Source organism: Streptomyces galbus, assembly GCF_005280195.1.
In the GTDB taxonomy this organism is placed as follows: Bacteria; Actinomycetota; Actinomycetes; order Streptomycetales; family Streptomycetaceae; genus Streptomyces; species Streptomyces galbus.
Genome location: NZ_SZPR01000012.1, coordinates 117140 through 138417 on the forward strand (window position 1 = coordinate 117140; position 21278 = coordinate 138417).

At 73.0% G+C, this 21278-nt stretch carries 18 protein-coding genes and 1 riboswitch; of the genes, 16 read left to right on the forward strand and 2 right to left on the reverse strand.

All coding sequences use genetic code 11. The annotated features are described in order from the left end of the window. Positions 1 to 11 precede the first annotated feature (11 nt). The 13 genes from E4U92_RS13520 (at position 12) to E4U92_RS13580 (ending at position 15052) form a co-directional block, all read left to right on the forward strand. Positions 12 to 938, forward strand: coding sequence for an ABC transporter permease (locus tag E4U92_RS13520; protein WP_137300619.1), 927 nt, complete (start codon positions 12 to 14; stop codon positions 936 to 938). Positions 939 to 1062: 124 nt separating this feature from the next. Next, the gene (locus E4U92_RS13525) at positions 1063 to 1824 is read left to right on the forward strand and encodes an ABC transporter ATP-binding protein (protein ID WP_137301094.1); all 762 of its coding nucleotides are present in this window, start codon (positions 1063 to 1065) and stop codon (positions 1822 to 1824) included. Positions 1825 to 2194: 370 nt separating this feature from the next. After that, positions 2195 to 3094, forward strand: a complete 900-nt coding sequence (gene hpnC / locus E4U92_RS13530) for a squalene synthase HpnC (RefSeq protein WP_137300620.1) — start codon at positions 2195 to 2197, stop codon at positions 3092 to 3094. Beyond that, entirely contained in the window at positions 3091 to 4056 is a 966-nt protein-coding gene (hpnD, locus tag E4U92_RS13535; RefSeq protein ID WP_137300621.1) for a presqualene diphosphate synthase HpnD, read from the forward strand. Before hpnC ends, hpnD begins: the two co-directional genes overlap by 4 nt. A gap of 148 nt (positions 4057 to 4204) precedes the next feature. Then, positions 4205 to 5662: a hydroxysqualene dehydroxylase HpnE gene (gene hpnE / locus E4U92_RS13540; protein WP_229862011.1), complete on the forward strand. Its 1458-nt coding sequence runs from the start codon at positions 4205 to 4207 to the stop codon at positions 5660 to 5662. Beyond that, positions 5659 to 6786, forward strand: coding sequence for a polyprenyl synthetase family protein (locus E4U92_RS13545; protein WP_137300622.1), 1128 nt, complete (start codon positions 5659 to 5661; stop codon positions 6784 to 6786). The genes hpnE and E4U92_RS13545 overlap by 4 nt, the downstream gene beginning before the upstream one ends. Before the next feature lie 122 nt (positions 6787 to 6908). Then, positions 6909 to 8954: a squalene--hopene cyclase gene (shc, locus tag E4U92_RS13550; RefSeq protein ID WP_137300623.1), complete on the forward strand. Its 2046-nt coding sequence runs from the start codon at positions 6909 to 6911 to the stop codon at positions 8952 to 8954. After that, positions 8954 to 9598, forward strand: a complete 645-nt coding sequence (locus tag E4U92_RS13555) for a phosphorylase family protein (RefSeq protein ID WP_137300624.1) — start codon at positions 8954 to 8956, stop codon at positions 9596 to 9598. Before shc ends, E4U92_RS13555 begins: the two co-directional genes overlap by 1 nt. Positions 9599 to 9603: 5 nt before the next feature. Beyond that, a complete protein-coding gene (hpnH, locus tag E4U92_RS13560; protein WP_137300625.1) occupies positions 9604 to 10626 on the forward strand; it encodes an adenosyl-hopene transferase HpnH in 1023 nt (340 codons plus the stop codon). Between the two features lie 210 nt (positions 10627 to 10836). After that, positions 10837 to 12807, forward strand: a complete 1971-nt coding sequence (gene dxs / locus E4U92_RS13565) for a 1-deoxy-D-xylulose-5-phosphate synthase (RefSeq protein WP_137300626.1) — start codon at positions 10837 to 10839, stop codon at positions 12805 to 12807. Next, positions 12804 to 14237, forward strand: a complete 1434-nt coding sequence (locus E4U92_RS13570; protein WP_137300627.1) for an aspartate aminotransferase family protein — start codon at positions 12804 to 12806, stop codon at positions 14235 to 14237. Before dxs ends, E4U92_RS13570 begins: the two co-directional genes overlap by 4 nt. A gap of 69 nt (positions 14238 to 14306) precedes the next feature. Then, positions 14307 to 14921, forward strand: a complete 615-nt coding sequence (locus tag E4U92_RS13575; RefSeq protein ID WP_137300628.1) for a helix-turn-helix domain-containing protein — start codon at positions 14307 to 14309, stop codon at positions 14919 to 14921. After that, entirely contained in the window at positions 14918 to 15052 is a 135-nt protein-coding gene (locus E4U92_RS13580) for a DUF6126 family protein (protein ID WP_137300629.1), read from the forward strand. Before E4U92_RS13575 ends, E4U92_RS13580 begins: the two co-directional genes overlap by 4 nt. 32 nt (positions 15053 to 15084) lie before the next feature. On the opposite strand, the gene E4U92_RS13585 is transcribed toward E4U92_RS13580, so the two are convergent. Next, the gene (locus E4U92_RS13585; protein WP_137300630.1) at positions 15085 to 15882 is read right to left on the reverse strand and encodes a tyrosine-protein phosphatase; all 798 of its coding nucleotides are present in this window, start codon (positions 15880 to 15882) and stop codon (positions 15085 to 15087) included. A 200-nt stretch (positions 15883 to 16082) separates the two neighbouring features. On the opposite strand from E4U92_RS13585, the gene E4U92_RS13590 reads away from it, so the two are divergent. From E4U92_RS13590 to E4U92_RS13600, 3 genes are all read left to right on the forward strand, one after another. Then, on the forward strand, positions 16083 to 18167 hold the full coding sequence (locus E4U92_RS13590) for an alpha-galactosidase (protein WP_137300631.1): 2085 nt from the start codon (positions 16083 to 16085) through the stop codon (positions 18165 to 18167). 305 nt (positions 18168 to 18472) lie between these two features. Then, a riboswitch (cyclic di-AMP (ydaO/yuaA leader) is annotated at positions 18473 to 18631 on the forward strand. A gap of 4 nt (positions 18632 to 18635) precedes the next feature. Next, positions 18636 to 19538, forward strand: a complete 903-nt coding sequence (locus E4U92_RS13595; protein WP_137300632.1) for a M23 family metallopeptidase — start codon at positions 18636 to 18638, stop codon at positions 19536 to 19538. Between the two features lie 243 nt (positions 19539 to 19781). Beyond that, complete coding sequence (locus tag E4U92_RS13600; RefSeq protein ID WP_137301096.1) at positions 19782 to 20567, forward strand: SGNH/GDSL hydrolase family protein; 786 nt, start codon at positions 19782 to 19784, stop codon at positions 20565 to 20567. A gap of 68 nt (positions 20568 to 20635) precedes the next feature. Here E4U92_RS13600 and E4U92_RS13605 read toward each other — a convergent pair whose 3' ends face one another. Further along, entirely contained in the window at positions 20636 to 21256 is a 621-nt protein-coding gene (locus E4U92_RS13605; RefSeq protein WP_137300633.1) for a TetR/AcrR family transcriptional regulator, read from the reverse strand. Between the last annotated feature and the right edge of the window lie 22 nt (positions 21257 to 21278).

Genomic DNA, 21278 nt, shown 5'->3' on the forward strand with positions numbered 1-21278 from the left:
AGGTTCCAGCTGTGAGTGAGACACCGCACGACGGCCGTGCGCCACGGGTGCTCCCGTCGTCCGACGCGGGCCTGGCCCCGGCGGAGCTGGCCTCGAAGTACGGTCTGTCCGTCAGCGGTGCCCGGCCCCCGGTGCCCGCGTACCTGCGCCGGCTCTGGGACCGGCGCCACTTCGTCCTGGCCTTCTCCTCGGCGAAGCTGGCCGCCCAGTACAGCCAGGCCCGGCTCGGCCAGCTCTGGCAGGTGGCGACACCGCTGCTGAACGCGGCCGTGTACTTCATGGTCTTCGGGCTGATCCTGGGGGCCGGCCGGGGCATGCCCAAGGACGTCTACATTCCCTTCCTGGTCACCGGGGTCTTCGTGTTCACCTTCACGCAGAGCTCGGTGATGTCCGGGGTGCGGGCGATCTCCGGCAACCTGGGCCTGGTGCGCGCACTGCACTTCCCGCGCGCCGCGCTGCCCCTGTCGCTGTGCCTCCAGCAGCTCCAGCAACTGCTGTACTCGATGATCGTGCTGTTCCTGGTGGTCGTCGGCTTCGGCAGCTACCCGGACCTGTCGTGGGCGCTGATCCCGGCGGTGCTGGCCCTGCAGTTCTGCTTCAACTCCGGGCTGGCGATGATCGTCGCGCGGGCCGGGGCGCACACCCCCGACCTGGCGCAGCTCATGCCGTTCGTGCTGCGCACCTGGATGTACGCCTCCGGCGTGATGTTCTCCATCCCGGTCTTCCTCGCCGACAAGCCGCAGTGGATCGCGAACGTCCTGCAGTGGAACCCGGCCGCCCTGTACATGGACCTCATGCGCTTCGCGCTCATCGAGGAGTACGGCGCCGAGAACCTGCCCGACCACGCCTGGGCCGTCGCGGGCGGCTGGGCGGTGTTCGTCGCGCTCGGCGGCTTCCTGTTCTTCTGGCAGGCCGAGGAGAAGTACGGCCGTGGCTGACGAGACGCGGGCCGCACCCGCACCCGCTCCCGCGCCGGCCGCCGACGCCGGCCCGGCGGACGCCGCCGAGGGCCGGCGCCTCCCGTGGGCCCCGGCCTGCGCCCTCGACGACACCGCGGGGAGGGTGCCGACGGTCGTCGTCGACGACGTGCACATCGTCTACCGCGTGCACGGCGCCGGGTCGGGCCGGGGCGGCGCCACCGCCGCGCTCAGCCGGATGCTGCGCCGGGGCGCGGGCGACGCCGAGCGGGGCGTGCGCACGGTGCACGCGGTGCGAGGGGTGTCCTTCACCGCCCACCGGGGCGAGGCCATCGGCCTGATCGGCTCGAACGGCTCCGGCAAGTCGACCCTGCTGCGGGCCATCGCCGGCCTGCTGCCGCCCGAGCGCGGCCGGGTCTACACCGACGGCCAGCCGTCCCTGCTCGGGGTGAACGCCGCCCTGATGGGCGACCTGACCGGGGAGCGCAACGTCGTCCTGGGCGGTCTGGCCATGGGCATGTCCCGGGAGCAGATCAAGGAGCGCTACCAGGAGATCGTCGACTTCTCCGGCATCAACGACAAGGGCGACTTCATCTCCCTGCCGATGCGCACCTACTCCTCCGGCATGCAGGCCCGCTTGCGGTTCTCCATCGCCGCCGCCAAGGACCACGACGTCCTGATGATCGACGAGGCGCTGGCCACCGGCGACGCCAAGTTCCGCGCCCGCTCCGAGGCCCGGGTGCGCGAGCTGCGCGAGCACGCCGGCACGGTGTTCCTGGTCAGCCACAGCAACCAGTCCATCCGTGACACCTGCAACCGGGTGCTGTGGCTGGAGCGCGGCGAGCTGCGCCTGGACGGCCCCACCGAAGAGGTCCTGCGCGCCTACGAGAAGTTCTCGGGCAGGTAGCCGGGCCCGGTCACGACACGCCCGGAGCCCCGCCGGAACTGCCCGGCCGGACTCCGCGTCTGCAAAGGAAGCGTCAACTCCTGTGTTCCTTAGGAATCTTGACGCCAATCGGTGTGTTGTTGTGATGTGCGGGACACCCCCGCGATCGTCTGTGCGCTGTACAACGTAAGCTGTACCGGTCCCGAAAGGCGGCAAGTGGGGCGATAACGCGCGACACCCTCGGACCGGTCCGCCCGGCGGGCGGCCGGGCGGCGTGTCCGAAATAGTGTGTATTGGGTCGGCGGTGTAGAACGGGAGATGTGACGGCAATGGCTACGGAGACTCCCCGGCTCGACACAGCACGCGCCGTCCCTGCCCCGGGCAGCGCACGGTGACGGGACCCACCACGCGCACCGGCGACCCCGAGCGGGACACCCTCGACAAGGCCGCGCACGAGAACTTCCCCGTGGCCCCCTTCTTCCTGCCCCGCGACTGGCGCGACGACCTCATGGCCGTCTACGGCTTCGCCCGCCTCGTGGACGACATCGGCGACGGCGACCTCGCCCCCGGCGGCGCCGACGCCCGGCTGCTCGGCGTGCCGGCGGACCGGGCCGGGGACCGGCTGGTCCTGCTGGACGCGTTCGAGGCCGACCTGCGGCGCGTCTTCGACGGCACCCCCCGCCACCCCCTGCTGCGCCGCCTGCAGCCGACCGTCCGGCGCCGCTCGCTCACCCCCGAGCCGTTCCTCGGCCTGATCGCCGCCAACCGCCAGGACCAGGTGGTCTCCCGCTACGAGACCTACGACGACCTGCTGGCCTACTGCGAGCTGTCCGCCAACCCCGTCGGCCGGCTCGTGCTCGCCGTCACCGGCACCTCGACCCCCGAGCGCGTGCGCCGCTCCGACGCGATCTGCACCGCGCTGCAGATCGTCGAACACCTCCAGGACGTGGCCGAGGACCTCGGCCGCGACCGCATCTACCTGCCCGCCGAGGACATGAAGCGTTTTCACGTCCAGGAGGCGGATCTCGCCACGGCCGGCGCGAGCGCATCGGTGCGCGCCCTGGTCGCGTACGAGGCGCAACGCGCCCGCGATCTCCTGAATGAGGGCGCCCCCCTGGTGGGTAGCGTCAACGGCAGGCTCAGACTGCTGCTCGCGGGGTTCGTGGCGGGGGGGAGGGCGGCGATCCACGCGATCGCCGCCGCCGAGTACGACGTCCTTCCCGGCCCGCCGAGGCCCGGCAAGCTCCGGCTGCTGCGCGAGGTGGGCGTGACCCTGCGAGGAAAGGGGTGATCCGGACCGTGGAGTCTCCGCCACCCGCGTCCGCACCGGTACTCGCCGCCTACAGCTACTGCGAAGCCGTCACCGGGCAGCAGGCCCGCAACTTCGCCTACGGCATCAGGCTGCTGCCCACACCCAAGCGCCGGGCGATGTCCGCGCTGTACGCGTTCTCCCGGCGCGTCGACGACATCGGCGACGGCGCGCTGCCCGCCGACGTCAAGGTCGCCCGGCTGGAGGACACCCGGGCCCTGCTCGACCGGATCCGCGCGGGCAAGGTGGAGGAGGACGACACCGACCCCGTCGCGGTCGCCCTCACCCACGCCGCGGACGCCTTCCCGATCCCGCTGGGCGGCCTGGACGAGCTGATCGACGGCGTCCTGATGGACGTGCGCGGCGAGACCTACGAGACCTGGGACGACCTGAAGGTCTACTGCCGCTGCGTGGCCGGCGCCATCGGCCGGCTCTCCCTCGGCGTGTTCGGCACCGAGACCGGCGCGCGCGGCGCCGAGCGCGCCGCGGAGTACGCCGACACGCTGGGCCTGGCCCTGCAGCTCACCAACATCCTGCGCGACGTGCGCGAGGACGCCGAGGGCGGACGCACCTACCTGCCGTCGGACGACCTCGCGAAGTTCGGCTGCTCCGCCGGGTTCGACGGGCCCACCCCGCCCGAGGGCGCCGACTTCACGGGCCTGGTGCACTTCGAGGTGCGCCGCGCCCGCGCCCTGTTCGCCGAGGGCTACCGGCTGCTGCCCCTGCTCGACCGGCGCAGCGGCGCCTGCGTCGCCGCCATGGCCGGCATCTACCGTCGCCTGCTGGACCGCATCGAACGCGACCCCGAGGCCGTCCTGCGCGGCCGGGTCTCGCTGCCCGGCCGGGAGAAGGCCTACGTCGCCGTGCGCGGACTGTCCGGCCTGGACACCCGGCACGTCTCCCGCCGCTCGCCCGCCCGGCAGGCCACCCGGAGGCGGATCTGATGGGCGCGCCGGGCGACGCACCGGGCCCGGGTGATCGAACCGGCGCGCCGCGGCACGCAACCCGGCGCCGCGGCGCGGCGTCCCTGAGGACATCGGCCGGTCGTGCAGGGTGTCGGCAGCACGACCGGCAGACAGGGGAGGACGCACGATGAGCGACGGCACGCAGTCGCCCGGGGCGATCGCCGGCGCCTCGGCGCGCGCGGGCCGCGAGGGCCCGGCCGACGGCACCAGCGGCCGCCACGCCGTGGTGGTCGGCGGCGGGCTCGCCGGCATCACCGCCGCGCTGGCGCTCGCCGACGCCGGCGTGCGCGTCACCCTGCTCGAAGGCCGCCCCCGGCTCGGCGGCCTGGCCTTCTCGTTCCGCCGCGGCGACCTCACCGTCGACAACGGCCAGCACGTCTACCTGCGCTGCTGCACCGCCTACCGGTGGTTCCTCGACCGGATCGAGGGCAGCGCGCTGGCCCCGCTGCAGGACCGCCTGGACGTGCCCGTGGTCGACGTCGCCAAGCCCGAGGGCCGACGGCTCGGCAGGCTGCGGCGCGACGCCCTGCCCGTGCCCCTGCACCTGGGGCGCGGCCTCGCCACCTATCCGCACCTCTCGCTCGCCGAACGCGCCCGGGTCGGCCGGGCCGCGCTCGCGCTGAAGGCCCTCGACCTCACCGATCCGGCGCTGGACACGCAGGACTTCGGCAGCTGGCTCACCGCCCACGGTCAGTCCGCGCGCGCCGTGGAGGCCCTGTGGGACCTGGTCGGGGTCGCCACCCTCAACGCGGTCGCGGGCGACGCCTCGCTCGCGCTCGCCGCGATGGTGTTCAAGACCGGTCTGCTGTCCGACCCGGGAGCGGCCGACATCGGCTGGGCCCGCGTGCCGCTGGGCGACCTGCACGACCGGCTGGCCCGCAAGGCGCTCGACTCCGCGGGCGTGCGCACCGAGGTCCGTACACGCGTCACCTCCCTCTCCCAGAACGAGAACGGGAGCTGGAGCGTTCAGGTTCCCGGCGAGACGCTGCACGCCGACGCCGTCGTCCTCGCCGTACCCCAGCGCGAGACGCACGACCTGCTGCCGGCCGGGGCCCTCGACGCCCCCGAGCGACTGCTCGCCCTCGGCACCGCGCCCATCCTCAACGTGCACGTCGTCTACGACCGCAAGGTGCTCACCGCGCCCTTCCTCGCGGCCCTCGGCACCCCCCTGCAGTGGGTGTTCGACCGCACCGACGCCTCCGGGCTGCGCGAGGGCCAGTACCTCGCGGTGTCCCAGTCGGCCGCACAGGACGAGATCGACGCGCCCGTGGCCGTGCTGCGCGAGCGCTACCTGCCCGAGCTGGAGCGGCTGCTGCCCGCGGCCCGCGGCGCCGGGGTGAAGGACTTCTTCGTCACCCGGGAGCGCACCGCGACGTTCGCTCCCGCCCCCGGCGCCGGACGGCTCAGGCCCGGCGCCCGCACCAAGGCACCCGGCCTGTACCTGGCCGGGGCGTGGACCGCCACCGGGTGGCCCGCGACCATGGAGAGTGCGGTCCGCAGCGGCGTGAGCGCGGCCGACGCCGCCCTCGGCGCCCTGGGCCGGTCCCGCGACCGCCTCCCGGAGTTCCTCGGGGAGGCCGCATGACAGCCGATCTGCGTGGGCCACGCCCCCGTACCTCCGGCACCGCAACAAGAGGAGAAACAGTGCCCCCTGTGCCCCCGGCCACGACTGCCGCCGCGGTGGACGTGTCCGCGCTGCTGGAGCGCGGCCGGACCCTGGCCACCCCGGTGCTGCGGGCGGCCGTCGACCGCCTGGCGCCGCCCATGGACACGGTCGCCGCCTACCACTTCGGCTGGATCGACGCCCAGGGCAACCCCGCGCACGGCGACGGGGGCAAGGCGGTGCGCCCCGCCCTGGCCGTGCTGTCCGCCGAGGTCACCGGGGCCCGGCCGGAGACGGGCGTACCCGGCGCGGTCGCCGTCGAGCTGGTCCACAACTTCTCGCTGCTGCACGACGACCTGATGGACGGCGACGAGCAGCGCCGCCACCGGGACACCGTGTGGAAGGTGCACGGCCCCGCCCAGGCGATCCTGGTCGGCGACGCCCTGTTCGCCCTCGCCAACGAGCTGCTGCTGGAACTCGGCACCGTCGAGGCCGGCCGCGCCACCCGCCGGCTGACCAGCGCCACCCGCGCCCTGATCGACGGCCAGGCCCAGGACATCTCCTACGAGCACCGCGACCGCGTCAGCGTCGAGGAGTGCCTCGAGATGGAGGGCAACAAGACCGGCGCCCTGCTGGCCTGCGCCAGCTCCATCGGCGCGGTGCTCGGCGGCGCCGACGACGCGACCGCCGACGCCCTGGAGAAGTACGGCTACCACCTCGGCCTGGCCTTCCAGGCGGTCGACGACCTCCTCGGCATCTGGGGCGACCCGGAGGCCACGGGCAAGCAGACCTGGAGCGACCTGCGCCAGCGCAAGAAGTCCCTGCCGGTGGTCGCCGCCCTCGCCGCGGGCGGCGACGCCTCCGAGCAGCTCGGCGACATCCTCGCCGCCGACGCCAAGAGCAGTGACTTCGAGACCTTCTCCGAGGAGGAGTTCGCCGCCCGGGCCCGGCTCATCGAGGAGGCGGGCGGCCGCGAGTGGACCGCCCAGGAAGCACGCCGTCAGCACACCATCGCCATCGAAGCCCTCGACGCCGTCGACATGCCCGGCGAGGTCCGGGCCCGGTTCACGGCGCTCGCCGACTTCGTCGTCGTACGAAAGAGATGATCACTATCGGTCGAATAACCCTCGCGTAGTCGCCGGCCGGTGCCCCTGGGCGCCGACCCTCAGCACCGGCCGACGGCGGACCCACAGCAGCACGACTTGCACGACTGCACGAAGGGGAAGCCATGACAGCGACGACCGACGGAAGCACCGGGGCCCTCCCGCCCCGCGCTGCCTCGGCCAGCGACACCACCCGCATCACCACTCCCGAGGCGGCCGGGGTGCCCCGGACCGCCGAACGCGCCATGCGGCGCGCCACCGACTTCCTGCTCTCCCTGCAGGACGACGAGGGCTGGTGGAAGGGGGACCTCGAGACGAACGTCACCATGGACGCCGAGGACCTCCTGCTGCGCCAGTTCCTCGGCATCCTGGACGAGGCGACGGTGGGGGCCGCCGCCCTCTTCATCCGCGGGGAGCAGCGCGAGGACGGCGCCTGGGCCACCTTCTACGGCGGCCCCGGTGACCTGTCCGCCACCGTCGAGGCCTACGTCGCCCTGCGCCTGGCCGGCGACACCCCTGACGCCCCCCACATGGCCAGGGCGTCCGCCTGGGTCCGCGAGCGGGGCGGCATCGCGGCGGCCCGCGTCTTCACCCGCATCTGGCTCGCGCTGTTCGGCTGGTGGAAGTGGGAGGACCTGCCCGAACTGCCGCCGGAACTCCTCTACTTCCCCAAGTGGTTCCCGCTCAGCATCTACAACTTCGGCTGCTGGGCCCGCCAGACGATCGTGCCGCTCACCGTCGTCTCGGCCAAGCGCCCGGTGCGCCCGGCGCCCTTCCCGCTGGACGAGCTGCACACCGACCCGGCGAACCCCAACCCGCCCCGGCCGCCGGCCCCCGTGGCGAGCTGGGACGGCGTGTTCCAGCGGCTCGACAAGGTCGTGCGCGGCTACCGGTCGGTCGCCGTGCGCCGGCTGCGCAGGGCGGCGCTCAACTCCGCCGCCCGCTGGATCATCGAGCGGCAGGAGAACGACGGCTGCTGGGGAGGCATCCAACCGCCCGCGGTGTACTCGGTCATCGCGCTGTACCTGCTGGGCTACGACCTCGAACACCCCGTGATGCGGGCCGGACTGGAGTCCCTCGACCGCTACGCCGTGTGGCGCGAGGACGGCGCCCGGATGATCGAGGCGTGCCAGTCGCCGGTGTGGGACACCTGCCTGGCCACCATCGCGCTCGCCGACGCCGGCCTGCCCGCCGACCACCCGCAACTGGTCAAGGCCGCCGACTGGATGCTCGGCGAACAGGTCGTCCGGCCCGGCGACTGGTCCGTGCGCCGTCCCGAACTCCCGCCGGGCGGCTGGGCGTTCGAGTTCCACAACGACAACTACCCGGACATGGACGACACCGCCGAGGTGGTCCTGGCACTGCGCCGGGTGCGCCACCACGACCCCGAGCGCGTGGAGAACGCGATCGCGCGCGGGGTGCGCTGGAACCTCGGCATGCAGTCCAGGAACGGCGCGTGGGGCGCGTTCGACGTCGACAACACCAGCCCCTTCCCCAACCGGCTGCCGTTCTGCGACTTCGGCGAGGTCATCGACCCGCCCTCGGCCGACGTCACCGCGCACGTCGTGGAGATGCTCGCCGTGGAGGGCTACGCCCACGACCCGCGCACCCGGCGCGGCATCGAGTGGCTGCTCGCCGAACAGGAGCCCGACGGCTCGTGGTTCGGGCGCTGGGGCGTCAACTACGTCTACGGCACCGGTTCCGTGGTGCCCGCGCTGACCGCGGCGGGACTGTCCACCGAGCACCCGGCGATCCGGCGCGCGGTGTCGTGGCTGGAGCGGGTGCAGAACGACGACGGCGGCTGGGGCGAGGACCTGCGCTCCTACCAGGACCCGGGCCGGTGGAGCGGCCGGGGCGCCTCCACCGCCTCGCAGACCGCGTGGGCCCTGCTCGCGCTGCTGGCCGCGGGGGAGCGGGAGTCCCGGGCCGTCGAGCGCGGCGTCGAGTGGCTGGCCCGCACCCAGCGGGAGGACGGCGGCTGGGACGAGCCGTACTTCACCGGCACCGGCTTCCCCTGGGACTTCTCCATCAACTACCACCTCTACCGGCAGGTCTTCCCGCTCACCGCGCTCGGCCGGTACCTCCACGGGGAGCCGTTCGCCAACCAGGCCGTCAAGCCGAGGACCGCGCAGAAACCCGTGGCGTCCGCCGCCGAGGCCGAGGCCGGCTGATGAGCGTACGGCCCGCCCCGGTCCCGCCGCTGCTGATCGCCTGCGCGCTCGGCATCGAGCACCTCGCCCTGCGCACCGGCGACCGCGACGGGGCGGGCGGGCCCGTCACGGTCCTGCGCACCGGCATGGGACCGAAGGCGGCCGAGCGGTCCGTCACCCGGGTCCTGGCCGACCCGGCGCTCCAGGGGGCGGCGGTGCTCGCCACCGGCTTCTGCGCGGGCCTCGCCCCCGGCATGCACCCCGGTGACCTCGTGGTCGCCGAGGAGACCCGCGACCCGCGCGGCACGATCCCCTGCGTCGGCACCGAGCTGCTGGTCAAGGAACTCGCGCGCACCCTGCCCGGCCGCACCGTCCACACCGGGCCCCTGACCGGCTCCGACCACGTGGTGCGCGGCCCGGAGCGGTCCGCGCTGCGGGCCACCGGCGCGATCGCGGTGGACATGGAGTCCGCGGCCACGCTGCTGAGCGCGGTGCGCGCCGGCGGGCGCCCGGTTGCGGCCGTCCGTGTGGTCGTGGACGCTCCAGAACATGAACTCGTCCGGATCGGCACGGTACGCGGGGGAATATCGGCATTCCGCGTCCTTCGATCCGTGCTTCCTACTTTTTTCGAATGGCACCGTAATGTGCTGCTCCCCCGGAGGTGAGCCCGATGGCCATGCCGCTGCGCCAGTCCATCAAGGTCGCTACATACCTTGCCGAACAGAAGCTCCGCAAGCGCGACAAGTTCCCGCTGATCGTGGAGCTCGAACCGCTCTTCGCCTGCAACCTCAAGTGCGAGGGCTGCGGCAAGATCCAGCACCCCGCCGGGGTGCTCAAGCAGCGCATGCCGGTCGCCCAGGCCGTGGGAGCGGTGCTGGAGTCGGGTGCGCCGATGGTGTCCATCGCCGGCGGCGAACCCCTGATGCACCCCCAGATCGATGAGATCGTGCGTCAGCTGGTGGCGAAGAAGAAGTACGTCTTCCTCTGCACCAACGCCATGCTGCTGCGCAAGAAGATGGACAGGTTCACGCCCTCGCCCTATTTCGCCTTCGCCGTGCACATCGACGGGCTGCGCGAGCGGCACGACGAGTCGGTGGCCAAGGAGGGCGTGTTCGACGAGGCCGTGGCGGCCATCAAGGAGGCCAAGCGGCGCGGGTTCCGGGTGACCACCAACTCGACCTTCTTCAACACGGACACCCCGCAGACCATCATCGAGGTGCTGAACTTCCTCAACGACGACCTCCAGGTCGACGAGATGATGATCTCGCCCGCCTACGCCTACGAGAAGGCGCCCGACCAGGAGCACTTCCTGGGCGTGGAGCAGACCCGGGAGCTGTTCAAGAAGGCGTTCTCCGGCGGCAACCGGCGCCGCTGGCGGCTCAACCACTCCCCGCTGTTCCTCGACTTCCTCGAGGGCAAGGTCGACTTCCCCTGCACCGCCTGGGCGATCCCCAACTACTCCCTCTTCGGCTGGCAGCGCCCCTGCTACCTGATGAGCGACGGCTACGTGCCGACGTACCGCGAGCTGATCGAGAAGACCGACTGGGACAAGTACGGCCGCGGCAAGGACCCGCGCTGCGCCAACTGCATGGCGCACTGCGGCTACGAGCCCACCGCCGTCCTCGCCACCATGGGCTCGCTCAAGGAGTCGCTGCGGGCCATGCGCGAGACGGTCTCCGGGAACCGGGACTGAGCGCATGACCGCCGTCTCCCTCGGGCGTCCCCGAGGTACCGGCCCGGCCGATCGCCGAGCGGCGCGTGTCGCGGCGTGTCCGGGCCGGGCCGGTGGCGGTCGGCGGCGGGGCCCCGGTGGCGGTGGGCGCGGTCGATGAACAGGACGGCGTCGCCCCGGGGGAGCCGGCCGTCACCGTGAGCTGAACAGCACGGACCGAAGGGGGCCCGAGTGACGATTCTGGAGAGCATCCGGCAACCACGCGACCTGAAGGCGCTGTCCGAGACGGAACTGCGCGAACTGTCCGAGGAGATCAGGGAGTTCCTGGTGCAGGCCGTGGCCAGGACCGGGGGTCACCTCGGGCCCAACCTCGGCGTGGTGGAGCTGACCCTCGCCCTGCACCGCGTCTTCGCGTCGCCGGCCGACCGCATCCTGTGGGACACCGGCCACCAGAGTTATGTGCACAAGCTGGTGACGGGCCGTCAGGACTTCTCCAAGCTGCGCGGCAAGGGCGGCCTGTCCGGCTACCCCTCCCGCGAGGAGTCCGAGCACGACGTCATCGAGAACAGCCACGCCTCCACCGCGCTGGGCTGGGCCGACGGCCTCGCCAAGGCCCGTCAGGTGCGCGGCGAGGAGGGACACGTCGTCGCGGTCATCGGCGACGGCGCGCTCACCGGCGGCATGGCCTGGGAGGCGCTCAACAACATCGCGGCGGCCCGCGACCGGCCGCTGATCATCGTCGTCAACGACAACGAGCGCTCCTACGCGCCCACCATCGGCGGCCTCGCCGACCACCTCGCCACGCTGCGCACCACCGACGGCTACGAGAAGGTGCTCGCCTGGGGCAAGGACGTCCTGCTGCGCACCCCGGTCGTCGGCGCCACCGTCTACGAGTCCCTGCACGGCGCGAAGAAGGGCTTCAAGGACGCCTTCGCGCCGCAGGGCATGTTCGAGGACCTGGGCCTGAAGTACGTCGGGCCCATCGACGGGCACGACATCGGGGCGGTGGAGTCGGCGCTGCGCCGCGCCAAGCGCTTCCACGGCCCCGTGCTGGTCCACTGCCTCACCGAGAAGGGCCGCGGCTACGAGCCCGCCCTCGCCCACGAGGAGGACCACTTCCACACCGTCGGCGCGATGGACCCGCGCACCTGCGAGCCCCTCACCCCGGCCGCCGGACCGTCCTGGACCTCGGTGTTCGGCGAGGAGATCGTGCGCATCGCCGAGGAGCGGGACGACGTGGTCGCCCTGACCGCCGCGATGCTCCACCCGGTCGGCCTCGGCCCCTTCGCCGCACGGTTCCCCGACCGCGTGTGGGACGTCGGCATCGCCGAGCAGCACGCCACCGTCAGCGCGGCCGGGCTGGCCACCGGCGGGCTGCACCCCGTCGTCGCCGTGTACGCCACGTTCCTCAACCGTGCCTTCGACCAACTGCTGATGGACGTGGCGCTGCACCGCTGCGGCGTGACCTTCGTCCTCGACCGGGCCGGGGTCACCGGCGTCGACGGGCCCTCGCACAACGGCATGTGGGACATGTCGGTGCTGCAGGTCGTGCCGGGCCTGCGGATCGCCGCGCCGCGCGACGCCGACCAGTTGCGGCTCCAGCTCCGGGAGGCGGTCGCCGTGGACGACGCGCCGACGCTGGTGCGCTTCCCCAAGGAGTCGGTGGGCCCCGCGGTCCCGGCGCTGGACCGGGTCGGCGGCCTGGACGTGCTGCACCGCGCCGAACGGCCCGAGGTGCTGCTGGTCGCGGTCGGTGTGATGGCGCCGGTGTGCCTGCAGGCCGCCGATCTGCTCCGGGCCCGGGGCATCGGCTGCACCGTCGTCGACCCGCGCTGGGTCAAGCCCGTCGACCCGGCCCTGCCCCACCTCGCCGCCGAGCACCGCCTGGTGGCCGTCGTGGAGGACAACAGCCGCGCGGCGGGTGTGGGTTCGGCGGTCGCGCTGGCCCTGGGCGACGCCGAGGTCGACGTCCCCGTACGGCGGTTCGGCATCCCCGAGCAGTTCCTCGCCCACGCCAAGCGCGGCGAGGTGCTCGCCGACATCGGGCTCACCCCGGTCGAGATCGCGGGACGGATCAGCGCGAGCCTGGCCCTGCGGGCCGACGGGACCGACGGCGCGCCCCCGGCCCGCGCCCCCCTCGCACACCCCCCGGCGCAGCAGCCCGCCGCCGACGCGAAGCCCTCCAAGGAGACCCACGCATGACCACCGCGGAATCCGCGTCCCCGTCCTCCTCGTCGCCGTCGGCGGCGCCCGGGGGATTCGACCTCGGCGCGCTGCTGGCCGAACGCGGAGCCGAACGCTACGCACTGCACAGCAAGTACCTCAACCCGCAGCTCCCGCGCATGCTGCACACCATCGGCTTCGACAAGGTCTACGAGCGCGCCGAGGGAGCCCACTTCTTCGACGCCGAGGGCCACGACCACCTCGACATGCTCGCCGGCTTCGGCGTGATGGGCCTCGGCCGCCACCACCCGGTCGTCCGCAGGGCGCTGCACGACGTCCTCGACCTGAGCCTCGCCGACCTCACCCGGTTCGACTGCCAGCCGCTGCCCGGCCTGCTCGCCGAGAAGCTGCTGACGCACAGCCCGCACCTGGACCGCGTGTTCTTCGGCAACAGCGGCACGGAGGCGGTGGAGACCGCGCTGAAGTTCGCCCGCTACGCCACCGGCAGGCCGCGCGTGCTCTACTGCGAGCACGCCTTCCACGGCCTGACCACGGGTTCCCTGTCGGTCAACGGCGAGTCCGGCTTCCGCGACGGCTTCGCGCCGCTGCTGCCCGACACCGCCGTACCGCTCGGCGACCTCGACGCCCTCGCGCGCGAGCTGCGCAAGGGCGACGTGGCCGCCCTGATCGTCGAGCCGATCCAGGGCAAGGGCGTCCACGAGGCCCCGCCCGGCTACCTGCGCGCCGCACAGGAGCTGCTGCACCGCCACAAGGCGCTGCTGATCGCCGACGAGGTGCAGACCGGCCTGGGCCGCACCGGCGACTTCTACGCCTACCAGCACGAGGAGGGCGTCGAGCCGGACCTGGTGTGCGTGGCCAAGGCGCTGTCCGGCGGGTACGTGCCCGTCGGTGCCACGCTGGGCCGGGACTGGATCTTCAAGAAGGTCTACTCGTCCATGGACCGGGTGCTGGTCCACTCGGCGAGCTTCGGCTCCAACGCGCAGGCCATGGCGGCCGGGCTGGCCGTGCTGGCCGTCATGGAGAACGAGCAGGTCGTCGCCCACGCGCGCGCGGTGGGAGAGCGGCTGAAGTCACGGCTCACCGCGCTGACCGATGAGTACGAGCTGCTGGCCGACGTGCGCGGGCGGGGCCTGATGATCGGCATCGAGTTCGGCCGGCCCGCCTCGCTGAAGCTGCGCAGCCGCTGGGCGATGCTCCAGGCCGCCCGCAAGGGCCTGTTCGCGCAGATGGTCGTGGTGCCGCTGCTCCAGCGCCACCGCATCCTCACCCAGGTCTCCGGCGACCACCTGGAGGTGATCAAGCTGATCCCGCCGCTGGTCATCACGGACCAGGACGCCGACCGGTTCGTCGAGGCCTTCACCGACGTGATGGACGACGCCCACACCGGGGGCGGGCTGATGTGGGACTTCGGCAGGACGCTGATCAAACAGGCGGTGGCCCACCGCTGACCGCCCGCCCGGATTTGCCTCTGGGGCAAAAAATTTGCCCCAGAGGCAAGAAGCGGGCTGAATGGACGGATGAGCACGCCCGAGTCCCCGTCCGGGGCGGACGACCTGACGGCCGTGGCCCCGCAGCTTCGGGCCCTGCGCCGCCGCACGGGTCTCACCCTGGAGGCCGCGGCCCGTTCCGCCGGGCTGTCGCCGGCCCATCTGTCCCGTCTGGAGACCGGGCAGCGCCAGCCGTCGCTGCCGATGCTGCTGGCGCTCGCCCGCATCTACGGTACGACGGTCGCGGAACTCCTCGACGAGTCGGTCGCCGACCGGGACGCCGTCGTGCGCGCCGGCGACAGGGAGCCGACCCGGGCGGGCGGCTGGACGTACTGGCAGGCCGGTGCGGCCGGACGGGCGATGCAGGCCCTGCGCGTGCACGTCCCGTACGGCTCCCAGGGCGACATCGTGCGGGTGCACCCGGGGGAGGAGTGGCTGCACGTCCTGCGCGGGCGCCTGCGCCTGCGCCTGGGCGACACCGCCCACCTGCTCGGACCCGGTGACGGGGCCCACTTCGACTCGCTCACCCCGCACCGCCTGGCCGCCGAGGACCCCGACGGGGTCGACCTGCTGTTCGTCCACACCCTGCTGCAGAGCCCCACGGCCACGCTGTGCCTGGGCCCCACCCCCGGAGAGACGCCATGACCGAACGCCAGGACAGCCGCGAGGAGCGGTTCCCCCGCTCCCTGTGGATCCGGCTGATCATCTACATCGCGGTGGGACACGTCCTCGCCGCCTTCATCTGGCTGCTGTTCGAGGTGGGCGCCAGCCAGTAGGCCGACGCCCCGGCGGCACCGGGAGCGCCGGCTCAGTCGAGCAGCCGCTCCCGCAGCCGGTCGCGGGTCCGCGGGGTGAGTCCCAGCCCCTGCTCCAGGTAGGCGTCCACCCCGCCCCAGGTCTCCTCGATCGTCTCGAACGCCGCCGTCAGGTACTCGGCGCGGGCGTCGAACAGGGGGCTGAGCAGCTCCATCACCTCCGGGGAGTACGCGGAGCCGGCGGTGCCGCTGCGCTTCACCCGGTAGCGCCGGTGCTTGGCGTTGGACTCCAGGTAGTCGGCGAGGATGGCGTCGCGCTCCACGTCGAGCGCGAGCAGCGTCACCGCGACGGACAGCCCGGCCCGGTCCTTGCCGGCCGCACAGTGCATCAGGGCCGGGACGCTGTCGTCCGCCAGCGCGTGCAGCACGCGCGCGTGCTCGGCGGTGCGCTGCCGGATGATCGAGCGGTACGAGGCGATCATCCGGTCCGCCGCCCTGCCGTCCGCGAGGAGGGCGCGCAACTGCTCGATGTCGCCGTCGCGGACCAGCTTCCAGAACTCCGCGCCGTCCGCCGGGTCGGACAGCGGCAGGTTCACGTTGCGCACGCCCGGCAGCTCGACGTCCGGGCCCTCCAGCTTCTGGTCGGCCGCGTTGCGGAAGTCGAAGACCGTGTGCAGCCCCAGCGAGGACAGGAACGCGGCGTCCTCGGCGGTCGCGTGCGCGAGGTGGCCGCTGCGGAACAGCACGCCGTGGCGCACCCGCCGGCCGTCCACGGTGGGCAGGCCCCCCACGTCACGGAAGTTGCGCACGCCGGCCAGTTCGGGCTCGGTCGACGGTATCTGCTGCGTCACGGGGGCTCCCTCCCGGTCGGTCTCCGCCCACGCGGCTCGTGGTGTGGTCGGCGGGACGTCCCCCGACCCTACGACATGGATACCTCGGGCAACGGTCCGTCCAACCTGGGGGAAGAGTCGTCCACAGGCATTGCCGGACCGCCCGTCACCCCCGATGATGTCGGAACTTGATCGCACCTGTTGGATTCAGTGGGGGTTTGATGCCCGAGACCGTCGCCGCCGGCCGCACCTGGCTCCTGTCGGGGCCCACGAGCAGCTACGCGCTCCACGTCACGGAGGACGACACGCTCGTCAACCTCCACTGGGGCCCGCGCATCGCCCCGGCCGACGCCGAGGCCCTGGCCGCCGCGCCGCCTGAGGCGTACTGGCCCTTCGAGTCGCCCCTCGACGGCCGCGAGGAGTACCCCGTCGAGGGCGGCCCGCGCTTCGTGCGGCCCGCCCTGTCCGTGCGCGATGACGTGCGCCGCGGCACCGAGTGGCGCTTCGAGGGCCACACCGTCGCAGGGGACGGCGAGCTGCGGCTGCGCTTCCGTGACGGCGGGCTGGCCGTGACGCTGCACTACCGCATGCGCGACGACGTCGTGGAGCGCTGGGCGACCCTCGCCAACGAGGGCGGGACGCCCCTGGAGCTGCTGCGCGCCGACTCCGCCACCTGGACCCTGCCCCACCGCGAGGGCTGGCGGCTGTCCCAGCTCCACGGCCGGTGGGCCGCCGAGTCCCGGCTGGTGCGCTCCCCGCTCACCTACGGCGAGAAGGTGATCGGCAGCCGCCGCGGCCACACCGGCCACCAGCACCTGCCGTGGGTCGCGCTGGACACCGACGCCACGGAGGAGAGCGGCGAGGTGTACGGCTGCGCGCTCGGCTGGTCGGGCTCCTGGCGGATCGCCGTCGCCCAACTGCCCGACGCGCGCGTGCAGGTCACCGGCGGCGCCGGACACGACGACTCCGGCCTGCTGCGCCTCGCGCCCGGCGGGAGCTTCACCACGCCCGTCTTCGCCGGTCTGTGGACCGACGCCGGCCACGGCGGCGCGAGCCGCGCCTGGCACGCGTACCAGCGCGCGTACGTGATCCCCGACGCCGACCGGGACCGGCCCGTGCTGTTCAACTCCTGGGAGGCCACCACCTTCGACATCTCCGAGGAGCAGCAGCTCGCCCTGGCCCGCCGGGCCGCGGCGATGGGCGTGGAGCTGTTCGTGGTGGACGACGGCTGGTTCGGGGCGCGCACCAGCGACCGGGCCGGGCTCGGCGACTGGACGCCCAACCCCGACCGCTTCCCCTCCGGGCTCAGGCCGCTCGCCGACCGGGTGCACGACTTCGGGATGCGGTTCGGCATCTGGGTCGAGCCCGAGATGGTCAACCCGGACAGCGACCTGTACCGGGCGCACCCCGACTGGGTGCAGTACCAGACGGGCCGGACGCGCACGGAGCTGCGCAACCAACTGGTGCTCAACCTGGCCCGCGAGGACGTCCAGGAGTACCTCTGGCAGCGGCTCGACGCGCTGCTGTCCGACGCCCCGATCGACTACGTCAAGTGGGACTTCAACCGCTGCTTCACCGACGCGGGCTGGCCGGGCGACCCGTACCCGCAGCGCCTGTGGGTCGACCACGTCCACGCGCTGTACGCCCTGCTGGACCGGCTGCGCGCGGCCCACCCGCACGTGGCCTTCGAGTCCTGCTCGGGCGGCGGCGGGCGCATCGACCTGGGGATGCTGAGCCGTACGGACCAGGTGTGGACCTCCGACAACACCGACCCGCTGGACCGGCTCGCCATCCAGCACGGCTTCAGCCAGCTCCACCCCGCGCGGGTCATGGCCGCGTGGGTCACCGACAGCCCGAACACGCAGCTCAACGGCCGCGTCAGCACCTTGCGCTTCCGCTTCGTCAGCGCCATGGCCGGCGTGCTCGGGGTCGGCGGCGATCTCACCGCCTGGAGCGAGGAGGAGCTGGCCGAGGCCGCCGGATGGGTCGCCCTGTACAAGGAGATCCGGCCCGTGGTGCAGCACGGCGACCTCTACCGGCTGCGGCCCCCGGGCCTCGCGCAGGGCGGTCCGAGCGCCGTGCAGTACGTCCGCGGCGACGAGACGGTGGTGCTGGCCTGGCTGGAGGCCCAGCGGTACGGCGAGCCGGTGCCGGCGGTGCGGCTGCGCGGGCTCGACCCGACCGCGGCGTACGAATGCCGCGAAACGGGCGAGATCCACCGGGGTGCGGTGCTGCTGCACCACGGACTGCCGACCGGGCTGCGCGGTGACCTGGATGCCGCGGTTGTTCGCCTGCGTCGCGTCTGAGCGTTCTGTCCGTATTGACGGCCTTCATGTCAACTCGCTGTGAAATGGGGAGAGGTGGCGCGGCGTCGCGTGAGCATCGTCATATCCGTGACGGTGCGTTGTCCGTCATGTTCACGTAATGCTGGGATTCCGCGCGGGAATTGACGGGGAAAAGGGTCTTTCCGTGGACGCTGGGTGACGGTGAATTCCGGAAAGGGATCAAGGGAAATGCCCGTTCCGTGGAACCACCGCTTGTTTCGCCGCGTCCGGGTCGCTTACGTTCCACACCAATCCGGACGGACGCCTAATCCTGCCGCCGTCCGGGGTCCGCACACCCACCCGTGCACGGCAGGAGCGGGGGACCCACAGGTACACCGCCTGTTCCGGTTCCCGGAACGGCTCGGGGTAAAGCCGTGTGCCCGCACACGGCCGGACATCTCCAGTCCGCACCCGACAGCTCACCTCGTAGGCGCCGGAGAGGAATTCGCCATGCCCGCGAAGGGTAAGCACCGCCGTCCCAAGGTCCAGCGTTTCACCCGTTCCCTCGCCGTCGCCGGAACCGGCGGCGCCGCGCTCGCCCTCCCGCTGATGGGGGCCGCCGGCGCCCACGCCGCTCCGGCCCAGTCGGCCGCGCAGTCGGTCTCCGCCGCGCCGCAGCAGGCCGACGCGCACGAGAAGTCCGCCGCCCGCACGACCTACACGGTCCGGGCCGGCGACTACCTGTCGAAGATCGCCGCCGAGCAGCACGTCCCCGGCGGCTGGAAGAAGCTGTACCAGGACAACCGCGAGGCCATCGGCGGCAACCCGTCGCTGATCCACCCGGGTCTGAAGCTGTCGCTCGGCAAGAAGGCCGCGACCGGCACCTCGACCGGGTCCAAGTCCTCCGCCCCGAAGTCCTCCGCGGCCAAGTCCTCGGCCCCGGCCGAGAAGCCGGCCGAGCAGAAGACGGCCACCCAGGCCGCCGAGAGCACCGGCTCCTCCTCCGGCTACACCCTCCCGGTCGCCGGCGCCACCATCGGCACCGCCTACCACACGGCCGGCAGCATGTGGTCCAGCGGCTACCACACCGGTGTCGACTTCGTCGTCCCGACCGGCACCTCCCTCAAGGCCGTCGCCGCGGGCACCGTCGTCTCGGCCGGCTGGGGCGGCGCGTACGGCAACCAGGTCGTCATCAAGCTCAACGACGGCTACTACGCCCAGTACGCCCACCTCTCGCAGCTCTCCGTCTCGGCCGGCCAGACCGTGACCGAGGGCCAGCAGATAGGCCTGTCCGGTGCCACCGGCAACGTGACCGGCCCGCACCTGCACTTCGAGATCCGCACCACGCCGGACTACGGCTCCGACGTGGACCCGGTCGCCTACCTGCGCGCGCACGGCGTCACCGTCGGCTGACCCCCGCGTCGCAGCACCCCCCACGCCACCGAAGGCCGGGCCCCATCCCCTGGGTCCGGCCTTCGGTGTGTCCGGGCCGGGAAACGCAGCTTTCCGCCCCGCGCTCTTATTCCCCTGTTGGCAAACTCTTTAGGGGTGTCTTATCTCACCGCCCGTCAACCCCCGCCTACGGTCGCGTAGGTCACATTCGAAGGAGGATCATGACCTGACGTGGCAGACGATTCGAAGAGTGACAGCAGATCAGTGATCGGGTCGTACGTGGCGGTGGGCGACAGCTTCACCGAGGGCGTGGGCGACCCCGGCCCCGACGGCGCGTTCGTCGGCTGGGCCGACCGGCTCGCGGTGCTCCTCGCCGACCGGCGGCCCGAAGGCGACTTCACCTACACCAACCTCGCCGTGCGCGGGAAGCTGCTCGACCAGATCGTGGCCGACCAGGTCCCGCAGGCGGTCCGGCTCGCGCCCGACCTGGTGTCGTTCTGCGCGGGCGGCAACGACATCATCCGCCCGGGCACCGACCCCGACGAGGTCGCCGAGCGGTTCGAGCGCGCGATCGCGACCCTGACCGCCGCGGCCGGCACCGTCCTCGTGACCACCGGCTTCGACACCCGTGGCGTCCCGGTGCTCCGGCACCTGCGCGGCAAGATCGCCACCTACAACGGACACGTCCGCGCCGTCGCCGACCGCTACGGCTGTCCGGTGCTCGACCTGTGGTCGCTGCGGTCCGTGCGGGACCGCCGGGCCTGGGACCACGACCGGCTGCACCTGTCCCCGGAGGGCCACACGCGCGTGGCGCTGCGCGCCGGCCAGGCCCTCGGCCTGCCGGTGCCGGCCGACCCGGAACAGCCCTGGCCGCCGCTGCCGCCGCGCGGCACCTTCGAGGTCCGCCGCGACGACGTGCACTGGGCGCGCGAGTACCTGGTGCCCTGGATCGGGCGCCGGCTGCGCGGCGAGTCCTCGGGCGACCACGTGACCGCCAAGGGCGCGCTGTCCCCGGACGACATCAGGACGCGCATCACCAAGGTGGCCTGAGGGCCGCACGGCACGGCCCGCGGACGCGTGGCCCGCTCCGCCGGGGAGCGCCACGCGTTCCGGGCCGTTCAGCCCTGCCGAGCCTCCACGGCCGCCCCGGCGAGCCCGAGTTCGCGGGCCAGCGCCTCCTCGACCCACTCCTGCGCCCGGGCCCGCGACACCGTGCCGCCGTAGGACGTGAGCTGGACGGCGAAGCCGTCGAGCAGCGCCGTCAGCCTCAGCGCCGTCGCGGCCGGGTCGGGGCAGGTGAACTCGCCCGCCGCCACGCCCTCGGCGACCACCTCGGCGAGCGCCGCCTTCCACGCCCGGTCCAGGTCCCGGGCCACCTCGCGCAGCGCGGGCTCGCGCAGCGACACCGCCCAGCCCTCGATCCACAGCCGCCAGCCCTTGGCGGGGCCCGTCGGGGCGTACCAGCGCACCGCCGCCCGCAGCCGGCGCAGCGCCGTGGTGCGCCGCCCGAGCAGCCGGCGCAGGTGGGCGAGGTCGTCCTCGGCGGCCCGGGCGAAGGCGGCGGCGACCAGCTTCTCCTTGGTCGAGAAGTGGTAGAGCACCAGCGCGTTGCTCACGCCGAGCGCCGAGGCCACGTCGGCGATCCTGACCGCCGCCACACCCCGCTGCTCGATCTGCTCGATGGCCGCCCGCAGCAACTCCCCGCGCCGCTCGGCCACGCTCAACCGGACCCTCGCCACGCCGTCACCCTACACAGCGCCG